11 protein-coding genes are annotated in these 17,460 nt (G+C 70.7%); 7 read left to right on the forward strand and 4 right to left on the reverse strand.

The genetic code is table 11. The annotated features are described in order from the left end of the window. Positions 1-776 precede the first annotated feature (776 nt). On the forward strand, positions 777-2,375 hold the full coding sequence (gene serA, locus QSK32_RS20020; protein WP_045742484.1) for a phosphoglycerate dehydrogenase: 1,599 nt from the start codon (positions 777-779) through the stop codon (positions 2,373-2,375). Positions 2,376-2,379: 4 nt separating this feature from the next. Here serA and QSK32_RS20025 read toward each other — a convergent pair whose 3' ends face one another. After that, positions 2,380-2,742 (reverse strand): hypothetical protein, encoded by a 363-nt coding sequence (locus QSK32_RS20025; protein WP_285472718.1) that lies wholly within the window; start codon positions 2,740-2,742, stop codon positions 2,380-2,382. A gap of 108 nt (positions 2,743-2,850) precedes the next feature. Continuing rightward, entirely contained in the window at positions 2,851-4,755 is a 1,905-nt protein-coding gene (locus QSK32_RS20030; RefSeq protein ID WP_285472719.1) for a hypothetical protein, read from the reverse strand. A gap of 252 nt (positions 4,756-5,007) precedes the next feature. On the opposite strand from QSK32_RS20030, the gene QSK32_RS20035 reads away from it, so the two are divergent. The 5 genes from QSK32_RS20035 (at position 5,008) to QSK32_RS20055 (ending at position 13,403) form a co-directional block, all read left to right on the forward strand. Continuing rightward, entirely contained in the window at positions 5,008-6,084 is a 1,077-nt protein-coding gene (locus tag QSK32_RS20035; RefSeq protein ID WP_285472720.1) for a hypothetical protein, read from the forward strand. A 73-nt stretch (positions 6,085-6,157) separates the two neighbouring features. Further along, positions 6,158-9,871 (forward strand): ALF repeat-containing protein, encoded by a 3,714-nt coding sequence (locus tag QSK32_RS20040; protein WP_285472721.1) that lies wholly within the window; start codon positions 6,158-6,160, stop codon positions 9,869-9,871. Further along, complete coding sequence (locus tag QSK32_RS20045) at positions 9,865-10,626, forward strand: barstar family protein (protein WP_285472722.1); 762 nt, start codon at positions 9,865-9,867, stop codon at positions 10,624-10,626. The genes QSK32_RS20040 and QSK32_RS20045 overlap by 7 nt, the downstream gene beginning before the upstream one ends. Before the next feature lie 325 nt (positions 10,627-10,951). Then, a complete protein-coding gene (locus QSK32_RS20050) occupies positions 10,952-11,977 on the forward strand; it encodes a 3-isopropylmalate dehydrogenase (RefSeq protein ID WP_211275366.1) in 1,026 nt (341 codons plus the stop codon). Positions 11,978-12,305: 328 nt separating this feature from the next. Continuing rightward, positions 12,306-13,403: a branched-chain amino acid aminotransferase gene (locus QSK32_RS20055; RefSeq protein WP_045742489.1), complete on the forward strand. Its 1,098-nt coding sequence runs from the start codon at positions 12,306-12,308 to the stop codon at positions 13,401-13,403. A 173-nt stretch (positions 13,404-13,576) separates the two neighbouring features. Here the strand turns inward: QSK32_RS20055 and QSK32_RS20060 are convergent, their stop codons facing one another. After that, entirely contained in the window at positions 13,577-14,320 is a 744-nt protein-coding gene (locus tag QSK32_RS20060) for a tyrosine-protein phosphatase (protein WP_285472723.1), read from the reverse strand. A 259-nt stretch (positions 14,321-14,579) separates the two neighbouring features. Here QSK32_RS20060 and cimA point away from each other — a divergent pair, with 259 nt between their 5' ends. Then, positions 14,580-16,157 carry a citramalate synthase gene (gene cimA / locus QSK32_RS20065; RefSeq protein ID WP_045742491.1) on the forward strand — a complete coding sequence of 526 codons (1,578 nt, stop codon included), beginning with the start codon at positions 14,580-14,582 and terminating at the stop codon, positions 16,155-16,157. Here the strand turns inward: cimA and thrS are convergent. Beyond that, positions 16,154-17,410, reverse strand: a complete 1,257-nt coding sequence (gene thrS, locus QSK32_RS20070; protein WP_285472747.1) for a threonine--tRNA ligase — start codon at positions 17,408-17,410, stop codon at positions 16,154-16,156. The genes cimA and thrS overlap by 4 nt on opposite strands. Between the last annotated feature and the right edge of the window lie 50 nt (positions 17,411-17,460).

A 17,460-nucleotide genomic window follows, 5' to 3' on the forward strand; every position in this document is an offset into this window, starting at 1 on the left:
CCACGGCTCGTTGCGCGTGCGCCCGTCACCTCTTGACATGTTTCGTGGTCAGGGTGCGAAGCCCGTCCGCGTGGTGATTACGGGCGTGCTGGACGCCCCAAGTCACCACACCGGTGGGGGTGTGGTGAATACGGGTGGTCAGCGCGCCCGAAGTCACCACGCAGGCAGACCCTGACGGCGAAAGGTGTCCAGTGAGGGCCGTGGGTGTATGCGTCCTCGCCTCAGCATTTCCGCCGTGCCTGCCGGGGTCGTGTCGGCCAGATCCGTGCCTGCCGAGTCGTGCCCGCAGGAGCCGTGTCCGACGGCTGAAGGCCCTCGGCCGTAGACCACGGCTCCCAGCTCTCGGCAAAACCGCCACGGACGACGGCTGAGCCAGCCGAGCCGTCGTCCGCGGCTGTCCACGAGGCGAAGTTCAGCCGTCAGCGACGGCTCGGGTTTGCCCGGCCGGTGTCCACGGTCGTGTTCGGCTCGAAGATGGACCATGGACGGCGGCTGGGCGGCCCGAGCCGTCGGCTGTGGTTGACCGGATGGCGAAACTCAACCGTGGACGCCGGCGTAGCCGTCGTCCACGGTTGTCGGCCTGCACCTTACAGCTGACAGCGGAGCCGGGCAGGTCGAGCAGTGGCGCGACGATCAGCGGCGGCAACCGGCGGTGACGATCAGCGGTGATCGGCGGCGGTAACGGCGGGACGCCACCCGGCTGTAGTCGTCTGGTGTGCGCGCGGTAATGCGGCGTAACATTCGGGGACGTCGATGCCGACCGGTTGGAGGGTCTCATGACTCCCGTCGTCCTGGTGACCGAGGAACTGGCCCCGTCCGCTCTCGAGGTGCTCGCCACCGACTTCGAGGTGCGGCACGCCGACGGCGGAGACCGGGCGGCACTGCTCGCGGCCATCGCCGGCGCGGACGCGGTGATCGTCCGCAGCGTCACCCGGATCGACGCGGAGGCGCTGGCCGCGGCGACCCGGCTGCGGGTGGTGGCGCGGGCCGGTGTCGGGCTGGACAACGTCGACGTGCCGGCGGCCACCGCCCGGGGTGTCCTGGTGGTGAACGCGCCCACCAGCAACATCGTGTCGGCGGCCGAACAGGCGGTGGCCCTGCTGCTGGCGGTGGCCCGGCACACCGCGACGGCGAGCGCGACGCTCAAGGCGGGCGCCTGGCGGCGTTCCGCGTTCACCGGGGTCGAGGTGGAGGGCAAGACCGTCGGCGTGGTCGGGCTGGGGCGCATCGGTGTCCTCTTCGCGCAGCGCATGGCCGCCTTCGGGGTACGCCTGATCGCCTACGACCCCTACGTGCAGCCGGCCCGGGCGGCGCAGCTGGGGGTGCGACTGGTCAGCCTGGAGGAGTTGCTGCGGGAGAGCGACTTCGTCTCGGTGCATCTTCCGCGTACCCCGGAGACCGTGGGCCTGATCGGGGAGAAGGAACTGGACCTGGTCAAACCGGGGGTGCGGATCGTCAACGCGGCCCGTGGCGGGCTGGTCGACGAGCGGGCACTCGCGGACGCGCTTGCCGACGGGCGGGTGGCGGGCGCCGGACTGGACGTCTACGAGACCGAGCCGTGCACCGCGTCGCCGCTGTTCGGCTTCGACACCGTGGTCGCCACGCCGCATCTGGGCGCGTCGACCGCCGAGGCGCAGGACAAGGCCGGTCTGGCGGTGGCGCGCAGTGTCCGGCTGGCGTTGCGCGGCGAGTTCGTCCCGGACGCGGTGAACGTGCGGGCCGGTGTCGCGGTCGACGAGGCGGTCCGCCCGATGCTCCCGCTCGCCGAGAAGCTGGGCCGGGTGTTCACCGCGGTGGCCGGTGGGGTCGCCGCCCGGATCACCGTCGAGGTCCGCGGTCCGATCAGCACACACGAGGTCGGCGTCCTCGAGCTGGCCGTGATGAAGGGTTTGTTCGCCCCGGTCGTCGCCGAGGCGGTCACCTACGTGAACGTGACCCGGCTGGCCGCCGAGCGCGGCGTCGAGGTCGAGCTGACCGCGGCGGCCGACGCCGGCGAGCAGACCGACCTGATCACGGTACGCGGAGCGCTGCCGGACGGCCGGACGGTCGGTGTCGCCGGGACCGTGGTGACCTCCGGCAGTCACGACGACGCGAAGTTGGTGGCCGTCGACGGCTACGAGCTGGACCTGGCACCGGACGGGGTGCTGATCTTCTTCCGCTACCGGGACCGTCCCGGTGTGGTCGGCACGATCGGCACGATGCTGGGCCGGTCCGGGGTGAACATCGCGGCGATGAAGGTGGCCCGCCGCGCGGCCGGCGGCGAGGCTCTGATGGTGCTGACGGTCGACTCGGCGGTCGACGCCGATCTGCTGGCCACGGTCGCCGGCGAGATCGGCGCGTCCCAGGTCGCGGCCGTCGATCTGCGGTCCGAGTGACGGGTCAGCGGATGCGCACCGGCGGCGGATAGACGGAGCCGTCCTGCAGGTCCAGCAGGTTCAGGTCGAGGTCACCGGCGAGGCGTTCGATGGTCTCCAGGACCGCGTCCGGGCAGCCCTCGTCGAGTCGCATCCAGATGTGGTCGGCGGCGGTGTGCAGGGGCACGGTGGCCCACGGTGAGGCGGATTCGGCGACGTGCGGTCCCCGGTCCGGATAGTGACTGGTCAGCGCGTCGTAGAAGGCCACGACGCGGGGATCGGCCGGCCGCTGCGGATGCTCGCCGCGGGCACAGCGCGCGTTGGCCTCGTGCACTGCGTCGGGAACGGCCGTCGGGGGCATGGCCCACACCACAAGGTCGAAACTCACCGGCGCATGGTGCCATCACCCCTGGTGTCCTCCGTGGACCAGGCGACCGACACGCGGAACAACACGGGTGGCGGCTCCCCGGTAGCGGGAGCCACCACCCGTTGCCGATCAGGCCGTCGGCGGCGGCGTCGGCTGCACCGTCCACTGTGTTGCCGCGAGCGCGCCTTCCTTGACCAGCGCGATCCGGTCCTGGTTCACCACGATCGTCCGGTCGCCGTCGATGGCGAACTGCTGGATGTCGTTGCGCTGGGTCACGAAGGTCGTGGTGATCGCGCCTTCCTTGACCCGGACGGCGCCGGCGGCGGTGAGGACGCCGACCCGGTCGGCGGCGACGTCGATCTTCTGGACGTTGACGTGCATCCGCACCCACTCGCCGGTGATCACCGAGCCGTCCAGGGCGAAGGACGTGTCGGCGCTGTTGAGCACGCCGACCCGGTTGGCGGCGAGGTCGAACTGCTTGACGTCGGACCGGATGTCGTGCCAGAGGGCGGTGTCGTACGGGCCCTGCTTGATCTCGAGGTGACCGGCCGAGTTGAGCACGCCGATCCGGGCGCTGGTCATGGCGAAGGTCTTGGCGTCGCGGTGGATCGAGAGCAGGCTCGTGCTGAGTCCGCCCTCCTTGACCCGGACGACGTTGTCCTCGGTGAGCAGGCCGACCCGCTGCCCGGCCAGGGCGATCTGCTTGATCTTGTCGAACTGGCGGACCCAGCTCGCGTTGAGGGCGCCCTCCTTGACGTACGCGATGTTGTCCCGGGTCAGGATGCCGATCCGGTCGCCGTCGAGGACGAGCTGCTTGGTGCGCGGGTACAACTTGACCCAGGCGCCGCCCAGTGCACCCTCCTTGACGTACGAGGTGCCGTCGGTGGTGATGACGCCGATCCGGTCACCGGAGACCGCGACGGCGGTGACGTCCAGGCCCACCTGGAACTGGCCGGTCCGCAGGAACGTGGAGACGGCGTCGGCGTTGCCGGCCAGCGCGGTGCGCCCGGCCGCGGCCAGGCTGAGGCGCTTGGCCTTGACCGCCCGGTCGATGACGCCCTGGAGTTCCTTGCGCTCGGCCGCTTCCAGCGCGGCCAGGGCGATCGCGATGTCACGGTCACGGGCCTGGTGGATGCCGGTCGTGATGAACGCCGCCCAGACCGCCGGGTCGAGGCTGCGCGCCGCGGACACCGCCGCTGCCTGCACCTCGGTGCCGGCCGCGGTGAAGTTCCAGACGGTGACGATGAAGTCCCGGTCCGGCAGGTTGAGGAGTTCGTCGGTGACCGGCAGCAGGATCCGGTTGGCGGCGAACCGCTTGGCGGCCTTGGCCAGCTCGGCCGCCTTCTCCGCCTCGGTCTTCGCGGCGTCGGCGGCGATCCGGTCGTCGGTGTCCTGGCGGGCGGCCTCGGCCAGGCCGGTGGCGATGAACGCCTCCTGCGCGGCGGGGGTGCCGGTCCGCGCGGCGGCGGCCGCGGCCTTGACCTTCGGCCACTTCGCGTCCTCGGCGACCCGTTCCCAGATCAGCCGGATGAAGTCGGTGTCGCTGCCGGACAGCAGCGTGGCGTCGGCGACCACGTCGATGCTCGCCGCGGCCGCGGTACGCGCCAGGTCACTGGCCCGCTTCGCCTCGGTGGCCTGCCGCTCCCGGGCGATGTCCCGGTCGAAGGCGGCGAACACCTCGGTCAGGATGAAGTCCGAGCTCGCCTGGTCGGCGTCCTCCGGCGCGGCGCTGAACGCGATCTCCGCCGCGAGCCGGACCTCGGCGTGGGCCGGCTTGTCCTTGACGTGGTTCCAGATCGCGATCACGAAGTCGCGGTCGGCCAGCTCGAGCAACGTGTAGTCGTCGCCGAGACCGAATTTGACGGCGACCGCGAGCTTCTCGTCGTACTCCGCGGCGGCGAGGATCGCGGCCGAAGTGGACGGTGCGGCGGGTGCCGCGTACGCCACGGCCGGTGCGGCGGTGGTGATCGCCACCGCGGCCAGGCCGGCGGCGAGGAGCCGCCGGATCGTGGATGCATCGATGGTGTTTGGCATCAAGCCGATTCCCCCGTGTGCAGCTGGTTAACGGAGCGTGTCCTAAAAGGGCCAAGTCGATCGTGACCAAAAGGGACGCTGCCGCAAGCTAGCTCGGACGATTACGCATAGGCAAGCTTTGTTTACTGTGGCGGATCACTCACCGTAGCGTTTCGGCTGGTCACAGGTTCAGAAACGGTAGCGAGACATGCGCCGCGTTCCACGTCGTCGATATTCATGATTCGATCGCCGTCGACGATTACGGGGGAATCGATGAAACGCAGAGCTCTGCTCTCGACGGCCGTGGCAACGGCCCTGCTCGCATTTTCGGTACCCGGTCCGGCAGTCGCGGCGGGTCTGCCGACGGCGGCCGCGGCCACCGACCTGATGTCCGAACAGGAAGAGGCGGAACGGGTCTTCGTCCGCTGGGTCTCGGCGAACGACCCGCGCCCGGCGGTCCGCAGCGCGGCCCGGTCGGCACTGCTCTCCAGCAGCGGCGCGACGGCGATCACCACCTTCCTGCTGACCGGCTACGACACGGCGATCACGCGCGCCGAACAGACCCGGACACGCCAGTACGACTACACCGAGCGGATGGTCGCCACCCACGCTGTCCAGTACTACCCGCGGGTCAACGCGGCGGGCCGCCGGGCGCTGGTGGGCACCGACGCGGAACTCGCCGAGTTCGCGACCACCGGCTACACCGCCGCGCTGGCCCTGGACCGCCAGGGCATCGCCGACGACCGCCACCGGGCCGACCTGATCGTCGGCGAGGATCACGCCTTCGTCACCGGGCTGAGCGAGGACGACCCCGGACCGCAGGTACGCGCCTGGGCCGGTCGCGCCGTCGCCCCCGGAACGACCGCCGCCGACGTCGCCGAGTTCCTCAGCTACGGCTGGGTCAGCGCCGCCGGCCTGGACCTGCAGACCCACCGCCGGCAGGCCGCCGACGCCGACCGGCAGTGGCTGTCGCAGACCCGCCGGCTGGTGGTCGAGGCACAGGCCGCCGAACAGGCCGCCCGGGAAGCCGCAGCCGAGGCGCAGGCGCAGGCCCGGGCCGCCGCGGCCCGCGCCTGGAACGTCGTCGGTACGCAGACCGGCTCGCCCCGCGTCGCCTGGGCGGACGCCGAGCAGACCGCCCTGCGGCAGGCCGAGAGCTGGCTCCAGATCGCCGCCGTCGCGGCCGCCGCGACCAGCCCCAACTGGCTGAACATCGCCGGCACCGCGGCCGGCACCCGCGACGAGTGGCTGGCCGAACAGCAGAACGCCGCCGCGCAGGCCGCCACCTGGGCGGCGCTGTACCAGCAGGCCCTGGCCGCCGAAGCGGCACTGACCGACCCCGTCGGCTGAAGCCGATCTCCCCCATCCGCGCGCCCCGGTGAGGGCGCGCGGCGATGACGTCTGCGATGGGACGACTGTGATTGTGAAGCGAATACGCGCCGGGTTGACGGTGTCGCTCGCCGCCCTGGTGCTCGGCACCACCCTGCACGCGCCCCCTGCCCTGGCCGCCGAACCGGAACCGGCCGCGGCCGCGGCCGGTTCCGGCGAGATCGTGATCCCGCCGCTGGTCACCGAAGAGTGGAACGGCACCACCGGGGTCAGCGCCCTGGACGAACGGTGGCGCAAGGCCGTCGCCGACGTCGCCGAGTTCACCGCCGAGCCGGAGATCCGCGACGCCGCCCTGGCCGCCCTCGCCACCGGCGATCCGGCGATCATCCAGAAGTTCGCCATGGTCGACAAACCGGCCCTGGACAAGCAGGTCGCGGCCCGCAAGAAGAAGGAAGCCGCCGACAACCTGGCCGCCATCAAGGCGCTGAAGGGCACCGGCGGCGCCTACTTCAACGCCGAGGTCGACCGGGTCCTGGCCGGCACCGACAGCGACCGGGCGGCGTTCCTCGCGTACGGCGCGGACATCGCCCGCGACCGCGACGCGAAAGTCACCGCGGACGCCACGGAGCGGGCCGCCACCCTGCGCGAACGGGTCCGCCTGGTGGCCGCGGCCGCCCCCGCCGAGTCCCAGGTCCGGAAAGCGGCCGAGGCCGCCCTGGCCGGCGACGACGCCGCGATCACCGCGTTCCTGGCCACCGGCTACCTGACCGCGGCCCGCGCCGACGCGGCCGAACGCGAGCAGTACCTGAAAGACCTCGAGGAGCGGAACAAAGCCGCCGAGGAACTCACCGAGCTGGCGGTCAAGGCCCAGCGCGCCTCCGCGGCCCGCACCCGCCTCCTGGCCGCACACGGCGACGGCGTCCGCGCCCTGCAACGGGCGTCGAACTCGATGGCCGGCGCGGCGAACGCCGCCCGGCACGCCCAGCGCGTCCTGGCCGGCAGCGGCACCGTGGCGGCCAAGGCCACCGAGTTGAACGCCGCGAAGTCCCAGACCGCGAACGCGCTCACCGCGGCCCGCAACGCCGCTGAGGAGGCACGCGTCTCGGCCGCGATAGCCACCACCTCCTCCGACGAGCTGATCGAGATCGGCCTCGAATACGGCGCCGAATGGTCGCTGATCGCCCAGGGCATGAGCGAGGCCTCGACCGCCGCGGTCGGCGCGACGCAGACGGCGGCGTACGCCATCGACGCCACCATCGCGACCAACAACGCCCAGGGCGCCCAGGCACAGGCCGAGGCCCACGCCGCGCAGGCCATCAAGTGGCGCGAGCACGCCGAGGAACACGCCAAGGCAGCCGCGAAGCTGGCCGCGGCGGCGGAGAAGCAGGCGAAGGCGGCGAAGACCGCGGCCGCGCGGACGAAGAAGGCCCGCGCGGAGGCGGAGGCGGCCGAGGCGAAGGCCTGGGCCGAGGCGGAGAAGACCCGTCAGCACCGGTTGGAGGCCGAGGCGCAGGCCGCGGAGGCGAAGCGCCAGCGCCAGATCGCCGAGGCGGAACGCCAGAACGCCGCCCGCCACCGCGCCGAGGCAGAGCAGCAGGCCGCCATCGCCCGCGACGCCCGCGCCAACGCCGACGCCCAGGCCGCCATCGCGGCCACTGCCTCCCAGCGTGCGGGGACCGCCAACGACAACGCGGCTGCGGCGGACACCAAGGCTTGGGAGAAGGAGAACGAGGCGGGCAAGGCCCGGGACAAGGCGCTCCAGGCGGAACGGGACCGGCAGACCGCCGAGGCGAAGCTACAGGCCGGAAACGCTCTCGTGGCGAAGGCCGACAGCGAGGAGGCCCGGGACGAGGCACAGGCCTTCGCGACCGAGGCCAAGAGTGAGTACGCGACGGCGAACAGCGCGGCCGGCTCGGCGCGGGCGTCCGCGAACACGGCTACCGGCGCGGCCGCCAACGCACGTGCTGCGGCGACTCAGGCGCAGCAGGCCGCTGATCGGGCCTGGGCTGCTGCGGAGAAGGCGCAAGCCGCAGCCGCTGCCGCAGACGCGGCAGCGGATCAGGCCGAAGCCTCGGCCAGGGCCACCCATGCTGCCCGGCTGCGCGCGGACTCGAAGGCTGCCGAAGCGACCGCGCAACAGGCCAAGGCGGCGCAGGCGGCCACTGCGGCAGTGCAGCTCGCGAACCAGGCCGCCGAGGAGGCGATCCGTTCGCTGTGGGCAGCGGACCGTACCCGGAAGGAGGCCGAGGCGGCGTCTACCGAGGCGGTTGCTGCCGCGGCTCAGGCCGAGATGGCCATCCGAGCGGCCGCGGCCGCGTCGACGTCGTCGGCGGGGATCGCTGACCCGCACGACACGGCGTTGGCGGTGGTGTCGCCGTTCACCGGCGCCGACATCGACGCTGATTTCGTTCAGCTGGTCGCGGAGCAGGCCAAGAGCATCGGCGAGGAACAGGCTGCGGCAGCCCGGGCACGTGCCGCGGAGGCGCTGACCGCGGCGAGCAAGGCGCAGGCGGCTGCCGATCGGGCCGCCGCCCAGGTGAAGCCGGCGTACGAGGCGGCGGCGCGGGCAGCCCGGTCGGCAGCCGACGCTGCGCAGTCGGCTGCCGAGGCGAAGAAGTCCGCGGCGGAAGCCGCCGTGGACGGTGCCGCGGCCCGAGAGGCCGCAGCCGGAGCGGGCCGTGCCGACGCGCAGGCACGTGCCGATGCGGTTGCGGCGCGGAACGCGGCGAACGAGGCGGCGAACGACGCCGCGATCGCGGGTCGTAGCGCGCAACAGGCCCAAGGGGACGCTGATGCGGCGAACAAGACCGCGACCTCCGCGGAGAACGACGCGGCTGCGGCTCGCGGCGCAGCTGACCGGGCGGCCGCTGATGCTGCTCGCGCGAAGACGTATGCGGACAGCGCGCAGGAGCATGCGGACAGCGCGGCCGAGGCCGCCAGCAACGCCATGCAACACGCCATCGATGCTCAGCAGGCCTACGAGCGGGCCGAGGCCGACGAGCGGGAACGGATTGCGGCGGCGCTCAAGGGTGACGATCCGAGTCCGGGCGACGAGGGGGACATCCTCAGCGAGCTGACCGATCTGGAGCGCCAGGAGTACGAGCAGGCGAAGCGAGACGCCGCCCTGGACCTCAAGGAGTTTCTCCGGAACGAGGGCCTTGACGAGCTCGAGGACGCCCTCATCGGCGAACTCAAGGAGTGCGCGACCGATCCTGGTTGGGCTGCCTGCTTCTGGGCCGCGGTGAACATCATCCCGTGGAGCAAGCTGCTGAAGATCAAGAAGATCTGGACGCTGTACGACAAGTACAAGAAGTTCGTCGACAAGGTCCAGGGCGCCGCCAAGCACAAGAAGGACCTGCGGGACAAGGCGCACAAGCGTAAGAAGGACCGCGAGGACCGGGAGAGCTGCCAGAGCACTTCCTCGAAGTCCGGCGCTCGTGTCGGCGGTGCGGCGTTCGTGTCCCCGCTGAACCCGGCCGGTGGCAGTGTCGAGTATCAGCAGGCGGCCTTCGCTGTTCAGGCAGCCAAGAACGAGGACACTCCGGCGTGGGCCAAGGCCGCGATCGCACTGATCAAGGCGGGGCAGGGCACGCCGCGGATGACCGGAAGCGATCAGACGCTGTACCAGGGCCGTGAGTCGGCGAGGCATCTGGCCAAATGGGGACCTCGAGCCGGCTTCAGCGGTTCGCCCGAGTGGGAGGTGCCGGGCAAGAACGACCAGCACCGGATCGTCGGCCCGAACGCCTTCGGCGAATACGGGTGGACCACGAACCACTACATCAAGATCAATGTGGCGGAGGGATGCTGAGAGAGGAGCCGGCCATGGGCTCGGTGCGGTTCGCGATCCGGCTGCCGGAGGACGGCCTTCGATTCATCGAGGCCGAGGACCTGGAGGGTTTCTTTGTCGGGCGATACAGCTTCGACGACTTCGGGGCGCTGCTCGACAGCGACGACCCGGAGATCACCTTCCGGCTGCTGGAGCCGTCGCCCCCGGCGTTCGACGCCGACCGGCTCGGTGACATCGAGGTTCTCGTTTTGGATGCCGACGGTGCGGTAGCGGGGTCCTACTCGTTCTGGGGCGCGCGGGTGGACACGGAATTCTGGAGGATCTCGGCGCGTGCGCAGTTGCCACCCCACGTCGAGGCGGGGAATCTGTGGCGCCGCCCGGCACCCCGTCGCGCGGGGGAGTGGACGAACATCCCGGTCGGTCTCCGGGAGGGCTGGGTCGAGGTGGCGATGCTTCGCGACGCGGCGGGTCCGGGGCCCTCGAAGGTGGCCGTGCCCGCTGGTGAGGTCGTTCTGGAGGGCGCGCACATCGAGGACGTCGCGAGTTTCTTCTGTGCGGTCGGCGAGGCGTTTCGCGGACCGGGAGGATACGCCGGGATGGGCTACACGGCACTGGCGGAATTCCTGGCGGCCGCGTCCTCGGGGCAGGAGATCCGGCTGCTCTGGAAGGATATGGAGGTGGCCGAATCGATCGGCGGTGTCGACGGAGAAACCTCCCCACTCGAGGCGATGGTGCGCACCTTCGCCGAGGCGAACGTCGTAGTGACTCCCGGGTAACCCGGGCCGATGTCGGATCGGCGGCCGACACGCGGGCGCGGCGCCTTGCGTGCTGTCTGCCGGGGTCGCTAGCTTTGTCCGTGCCGCGCGTTCCGGGTGGGCCTGTCTTCGGGTGATGGTGCCTGGTTCGGGGCGTGTGGCTGTGTATCCGGCGGGACCGAATCCACGAGTACTCGTCGCAACAACCCCCCGTGACCGTTTGCCGCGGTCCGGGGGTTGTTCGCATCCGGGGTATTTCATCTGGTGAGACTGGCGTACCGAAGATCGGGAAGCGGTATTAGCCTGGTCAGCGGTTGCAACAGAGCTTGGGGGAGTCGACGTGAGCGTGGCGCGGATCGCGGTGGTGGCCGGTGACGGCATCGGGACCGAGGTGACCGCCCAGGCTCGCAAGGTTGTCGACGCGGTCCTCCCCGGCGTCGACTACAACGAGTATGACCTGGGCGCCCGCCTCTACAACCGCACCGGCGAGGTTCTGCCGGCTTCGGTGCAGACGGAGCTGGCCGGGCACGACGCGATCCTGCTGGGCGCGATCGGTGACCCGAGTGTGCCGCCGGGCGTGCTGGAGCGGGGCCTGCTGCTGAAGCTGCGCTTCGACTTCGACCAATACGTGAACCTGCGCCCCTCGAAGCTGTGGCCGGGCACCACCAGTCCGCTGGCCGGGCTCAAGCCGGGCGAGATCGACATGGTCGTGGTCCGTGAGGGCACCGAGGGCCTCTACGTCGGCGCCGGCGGCGTCCTGCACAAGGACACCCCCGCCGAGATCGCGACCGAGGAGAGCCTGAACACGCGGCACGGCGTCGAGCGGGTCATCCGGGACGCGTTCGCGCGGGCCGAGCGGCGCGACCGCAAGCACCTGACGCTGGTGCACAAGACCAACGTGCTCACCCACGCGGGCGGTCTGTGGGCCCGCGCCTTCGCCGCCGTCGCGGCGGAACACCCCGACGTCACCACCGAATACCAGCACATCGACGCCGCCAGCATGTTCCTGGTGTCGAACCCGCAGCGGTATGACGTGATCGTGACCGACAACCTCTTCGGTGACATCCTCACCGACATCGCCGCTGCCGTCACCGGTGGCATCGGCATGGCGGCCAGCGGTTCCGTCAACCCCGAGCGGAAATACCCGTCGACCTTCGAGCCGGTGCACGGCTCCGCGCCGGACATCGCCGGCCAGGGCATCGCCGACCCGGCGGCCGCCATCCTGTCCGCCGCCCTGCTGCTGGAGCACCTGGGCCGGCACGACGAGGCCCGGCGAGTAACCGAGGCGGTCGCGGCCGAGGTCGCGTCCCGGGCTCCGGGCGCGCCGCTGCGTACCGCCGACGTCGGCGACCGGGTCGCCGCCGCGCTCTGAGCGATCGAGCAGAACGCACGGTCCTGAGCGATCAGGTAGAAGACACGGTAGAAGGCAGAAGGCACGATCTGCTGCGAGCACGCCCACGAAAGCGTGCCGGGCGATCCGAGCGAACCTGTCTGAGAAAGAACAGCGACGCTGCGCCGAGCGCACGGCCCCGCACACCGAGCGGGCCGAGCGCCGGCGAGCGCCCCTTCCACGGCCTGCGGGAGAACCCCGCGGGCCGACTCACCGGCGGCCATTGTCCGAGGGGCCGTTCGAGGTAGATTCATGGGCACTCCGGGTGCCCTTCCCCATGCGTGAAATACAGAAAGCAGGTCTGTTTGCCATGAGCGGTGGTGACAACCTCGAATTCGAGATCCGTCCGAATCCGGCGCCCGTCGGCGACGACGAGCGCGCGGCGCTCCTCGCGAACCCCGGGTTCGGTCGGATCTTCACCGACCACATGGTCACGATCCGTTACGCCGACGGCAAGGGGTGGTACGACGCCCGCGTCGAGGCCCGCGCGCCGATCCCGATGGACCCGGCGAGTGCCGTGCTGCACTACGCGCAGGAGATCTTCGAGGGGCTGAAGGCGTACACGCTGCCGGACGGCGGTGTCGCGATGTTCCGCCCGGACGCCAACGCGGCCCGGTTCAACGAGTCGGCCGCCCGGATGGCCATGCCGCCGCTGCCGGTGGAGACGTTCCTCCAGTCGCTGCGGGAGATCATCGAGATCGACCGGGGCTGGATCCCGCCGGGCGAGGAGGGCAGCCTCTACCTGCGGCCGTTCGCCTACGCCAGCGAGGTGTTCCTCGGCGTCCGCCCGGCCACCGAATACCTCTACCTGGTCATCGCGTCGCCGGTCGGACCGTATTTCTCCGGTGGCGTCAAGCCGGTGTCGATCTGGGCGTCGCCGGACTTCACCCGTGCCGCTCCCGGGGGCACCGGCGCGGCCAAGTGCGGCGGCAACTACGCGGCCGGTCTGTCGGCGCAGGCCGAGGCCGCCGAGCACGGCTGCGACCAGGTGGTCTACCTGGACGCCGTCGAGCGTAAGTACATCGACGAGCTGGGCGGGATGAACGTGTTCCTGGTCCTCGACGACGGTTCCCTGGTGACGCCGCCGCTGACCGGCACGATCCTGCCGGGCATCACCCGCGACTCGGTGATCACGCTGGCGCGTCAGGCCGGCCGGACCGTCGAGGAGCGGCAGATCAGCCTGGACGAGTGGCGTGACGGTGCCGCCTCCGGCCGGGTCCGTGAGGCGTTCGCCTGCGGCACCGCCGCGGTGATCACCCCGATCGGCACGATCAAGAGCTTGGACGGCGAGTTCACCGTCGGCGACGGCGGCTCCGGCGAGATCACGATGGCGATCCGCAAGCAGCTGGTCGACATCCAGCGGGGCCGTGCCGAGGACGTCAACGGCTGGGTGCACAAGGTTCTGTGAGACCCGAGTGGGCCGGTCACGCTCCTTTGGGGGTACGCGTGACCGGCCCACTTTCTTCACCCGTACCGCCACTGGCGCACCTTTGACGCGTGCCACCACTGGCGCACTCTTTCACGCGCACTGCCACGAGTGCGCTTTTCCCGCGTACCCCCGGAAGAGGGTGAGCGGGACGATCAGCTCTCCAGGAGATGGGCGCGCATCGTGGAGATCTCGTCGGCGGTGAGACCGATCTCGCGCACATAATTTTCCACCGAACCGTGCAGGGCGCGCAGGTCGGTCAGGAACATGTTCATCGCCTCGGGCGGCGAGTCGAACATGTGCTCGTTGCCGAGGACCGCCTCCGGGTTGGTCTCCAGCAGGTGTCTCGTGAGTGGGCGCATGGCTTCGGTGGTCAGCGCGTAATCCGCGGCGATCACGTCGTCGGGCACACCGAGCAGGGAGAGCGCCAGCGCGCAGACCGTGCCGGTGCGGTCCTTGCCGGCCATGCAGTGCACCACGACCGGTCCCGCGGCGGGGTCGGCGATCAGCCGCAGCGAGTCGAGGAGCGCCTCCCGGCCGTCCTCGGCGAAGTTGAGGTAGCGGTCGGCGAGCCAGCGTTCGTGGACGATGCCGTCGGAGTGCTCGATCTCCTCCCAGTCGACGTGGTGCAGCACCAGGTTGCGGTAGTCCACGCCGTAGGCCTCGGACACCCGGCCGAACTTCTCCACCTCGTGCGGGCGACGGAGATCGATGACGGTACGGACGCCGAGGGCGCTGAACGCCACCGCGTCGTCCTCGTTGAGCCGGTGCAGCGCGTCCGACCGGAACAGCCGGCGCCAGCGGACGGTCCGGCCGTCGAGCCCGGAGTATCCGCCCACGTCGCGGAAGTTGTACGCCTTCGCGAAGGGCAGGTTTCGTGAATACGATTCGGCAACCACGCTGCCAACCTATCCTCCGGGGCCGAGCACCGGCCCCGGAGAACGGGCGTCACCGAGTGGGATCGGCCACCCCGGGCGCGTCTCAAGTTGTGGATTTCCGGTCCCATTCCGCACCGTGCGTGGCATGCTTCATCCCGTGACCCACTCCGTGCTGATTATTCGCACTTAGCGCGCCGGCTGACCTCTCGCCGACGCGCAGACCTCCCGCATCCGCGGGGGGTCTTTTTGTTGTGGGTCAACGACTGAAAGGACTTCCTCGATGGAGTACCAGGTGTTCGACACGACGCTGCGGGATGGTGGGCAGCGCGAGGGAATCAGCTACACGGTGGCCGACAAGCTCGCTGTCGCACGCCTGCTGGACGAGTTCGGGGTGGGCTTCATCGAGGGCGGCTGGCCGGGTGCCATGCCCAAGGACACCGAGTTCTTCGAACAGGCGAAGACCGAGCTGCGGCTCAAACACGCGGTGCTCGTCGCGTTCGGTGCCACCCGCAAGGCCGGCCTGGACGTGGCCGAGGACCCGCAGGTCAAGGCGCTTCTCGACGCGGAAACCCCGGTGGTCTGCGTGGTCGCGAAGTCCGACATCCGCCACGTGGAGCGGGCGCTGCGCACCACCGGCGACGAGAACCTGGCGATGGTCCGGGACACCGTGCGGCATCTGGTCGCGAACGGCCGGCGCGCGTTCGTCGACTGCGAGCACTTCTTCGACGGTTTCCGGCACGATCCGGCGTACACGGCGAGTGTCGTGAAGGCCGCGTTCGAGGCCGGCGCCGAACGCGTGATCATGTGTGACACCAACGGCGGCATGCTGCCCTCGATGATCACCAAGGCCATCGCCGCGTTGACCGAGCTCACCGGGGTGGACGCCGGCGCACTCGGCATCCACTGCCAGAACGACACCGCCTGCGCGGTCGCGAACACCGTCGCCGCGGTCGAGGCCGGCGTCAAGCACTTCCAGTGCACCGCCAACGGGTACGGCGAGCGGCCCGGCAATGCCGACCTGTTCGCCGTGGTCAGCAACCTGCAACTCAAGCTCGGGCTGAAGGTCCTACCGGACGGATGCCTGGAGAAGGCGACGCGGGTGTCCACCGCGCTCGCCGAGATCGCCAACATCGCCCCCGACACCCACCAGGCCTATGTCGGGGCCGCTGCCTTCGCCCACAAGGCGGGGTTGCACGCGAGCGCGATCAAAGTGGATCCGCTGCTCTACAACCACGTCGACCCGTCGGTTGTCGGCAACGACATGCGGATCCTGGTGACCGAGATGGCCGGCCGGGCCAGCATCGAGCTCAAGAGCCGTGAGCTCGGGCTGGACCTGGCCGGCCACCCGGACACCCTGACCTCGGTCACCCGCAAGGTCAAGGAGCTGGAGGCCGGGGGCTGGTCGTTCGAGGCCGCCGACGCCTCGTTCGAGCTGCTGGTGCGCGGCGAGCTGCCGGGTGCCGACGTGGCCCGGCCGTTCGCCCTGGAGTCGTACCGGGTGCAGGTCGAGCACCGGGAGGACGGCACAGTCCTCACCGAGGCGACCGTGAAGGTCCGGGTGCGCGGCGAGCGGGTGATCGCCACGGCGGAGGGCAACGGTCCGGTCAACGCCCTGGACGAGGCGCTGCGGTCCGCGCTGTCCGGCCACTACCCGCAGCTCAAGTCGTTCGAGCTGACCGACTTCAAGGTGCGGATCCTGGAGGGCAGCCACGGCACCAACGCGATCACGCGGGTGCTGGTCGGCACCAGCGGGGACAACAACCGGGGGTGGACGACGGTCGGGGTCCACGAGAACGTGGTCGAGGCGAGCTGGACCGCTCTCGTGGACGCCCTGACGTACGGTCTGGCCGTTCGTTAGCCCCGGCGCGCGGCGATCTCGCGGATCAGTGAGATCGCCGCGGCCGCGGGCATCGGATCGTGGCCACGCAACGCGACCTGGCCATGGTGGACCTCTTTCTCTCCGATCACCGCGATGTAGGGGATTCTTCGAGCTTTTCGGACTCGTGCGCCGATCGAGCCGTCGTGGTGGATCTCCGCGCGGAGACCGGCCCCCCTGGCCGCCGCCGCGAAGTCGCCGGCGGCCTCGTCCTGTGCCGCACTGATCGGCAGGATCGCCAGCTGGACCGGGGCGTACCAGACCGGGAACGCGCCGCCGTGCACCTCGATCAGATGGCCGAAGAGCCGCTCCATCGAGCCGACCAGACTGCGATGGATCATCACCGGCCGCTGCTTCGACCCGCTTCTGTCGATGTATTCCAGGCCGAAACGCTCGGGCTGGTGGAAGTCGATCTGGACGGTGGCGATGGTCCACTCCCGGTCCGCGGCGTCCCGCACCTGGACGTCGATCTTCGGGCCGTAGAAGGCGGCCTCGCCCGCGACCTCGTGGTACTCGATGCCGGCCTGCGCGAGCGCGTCCCGCAGCAGCGCCTCGGAGACGCCCCACGAGTCGTCGTTCCCGCCGTACTTGCGTCCCTCGCCGCGCAGGGACAGCTGCACCGACGCGGGCCGCAGACCCAGCGCCGCCTGCGCCTCGGCCATCAGCCGCAGCACCCGGGCCACCTCGTCGGCGGCCTGCTCCGGCGGGCAGAAGACGTGCGCGTCGTTCAGCGCGATCTGGCGTACCCGGGACAGGCCGCCGAGCACCCCGGAACGCTCGGCCCGGTACATCGGCCCCATCTCGGCGATGCGCAACGGCAGTTCACGGTACGAGCGCCCGCGCGCCCGGAAGATCATGGCGTGGTGCGGGCAGAGACTGGGCCGCAGCACCAGTTCGTCCTCGCCGACCGGCATCGGCGGGAACATGTCGCCGGCGAAGTTCTCCAGGTGGCCGGAGAGCTCGTACATCTGACGTCTGCCCATGCCGGGGGAGTACACGTGGCGGTATCCGTTGCGGCGTTCCAGGTCGTACAGATAGGACTCCACCTCGTGGCGCGCGGCCGCGCCGTCCGGCATCCAGAAGGGGAGACCCGCCCCGATCAGCGGGTCGGAGTCGAAGAGGTCGAGTTCCCGACCGAGCTTGCGATGGTCCTGCATGATGTGCCGTCCTTCTCGAAGGAGCCGGGCGGCATGCGGGAACGGAAACGGCCCCGGGCATGTCGCCCGGGGCCGAATCTCTGGTCGCTGCTCGTGTCAGCGCGGATCGACGCCGGGGTGTCCCGGCG

Source organism: Actinoplanes sp. NBRC 101535 (genome assembly GCF_030269225.1).
Taxonomy (GTDB): domain Bacteria; phylum Actinomycetota; class Actinomycetes; order Mycobacteriales; family Micromonosporaceae; genus Actinoplanes; species Actinoplanes rectilineatus.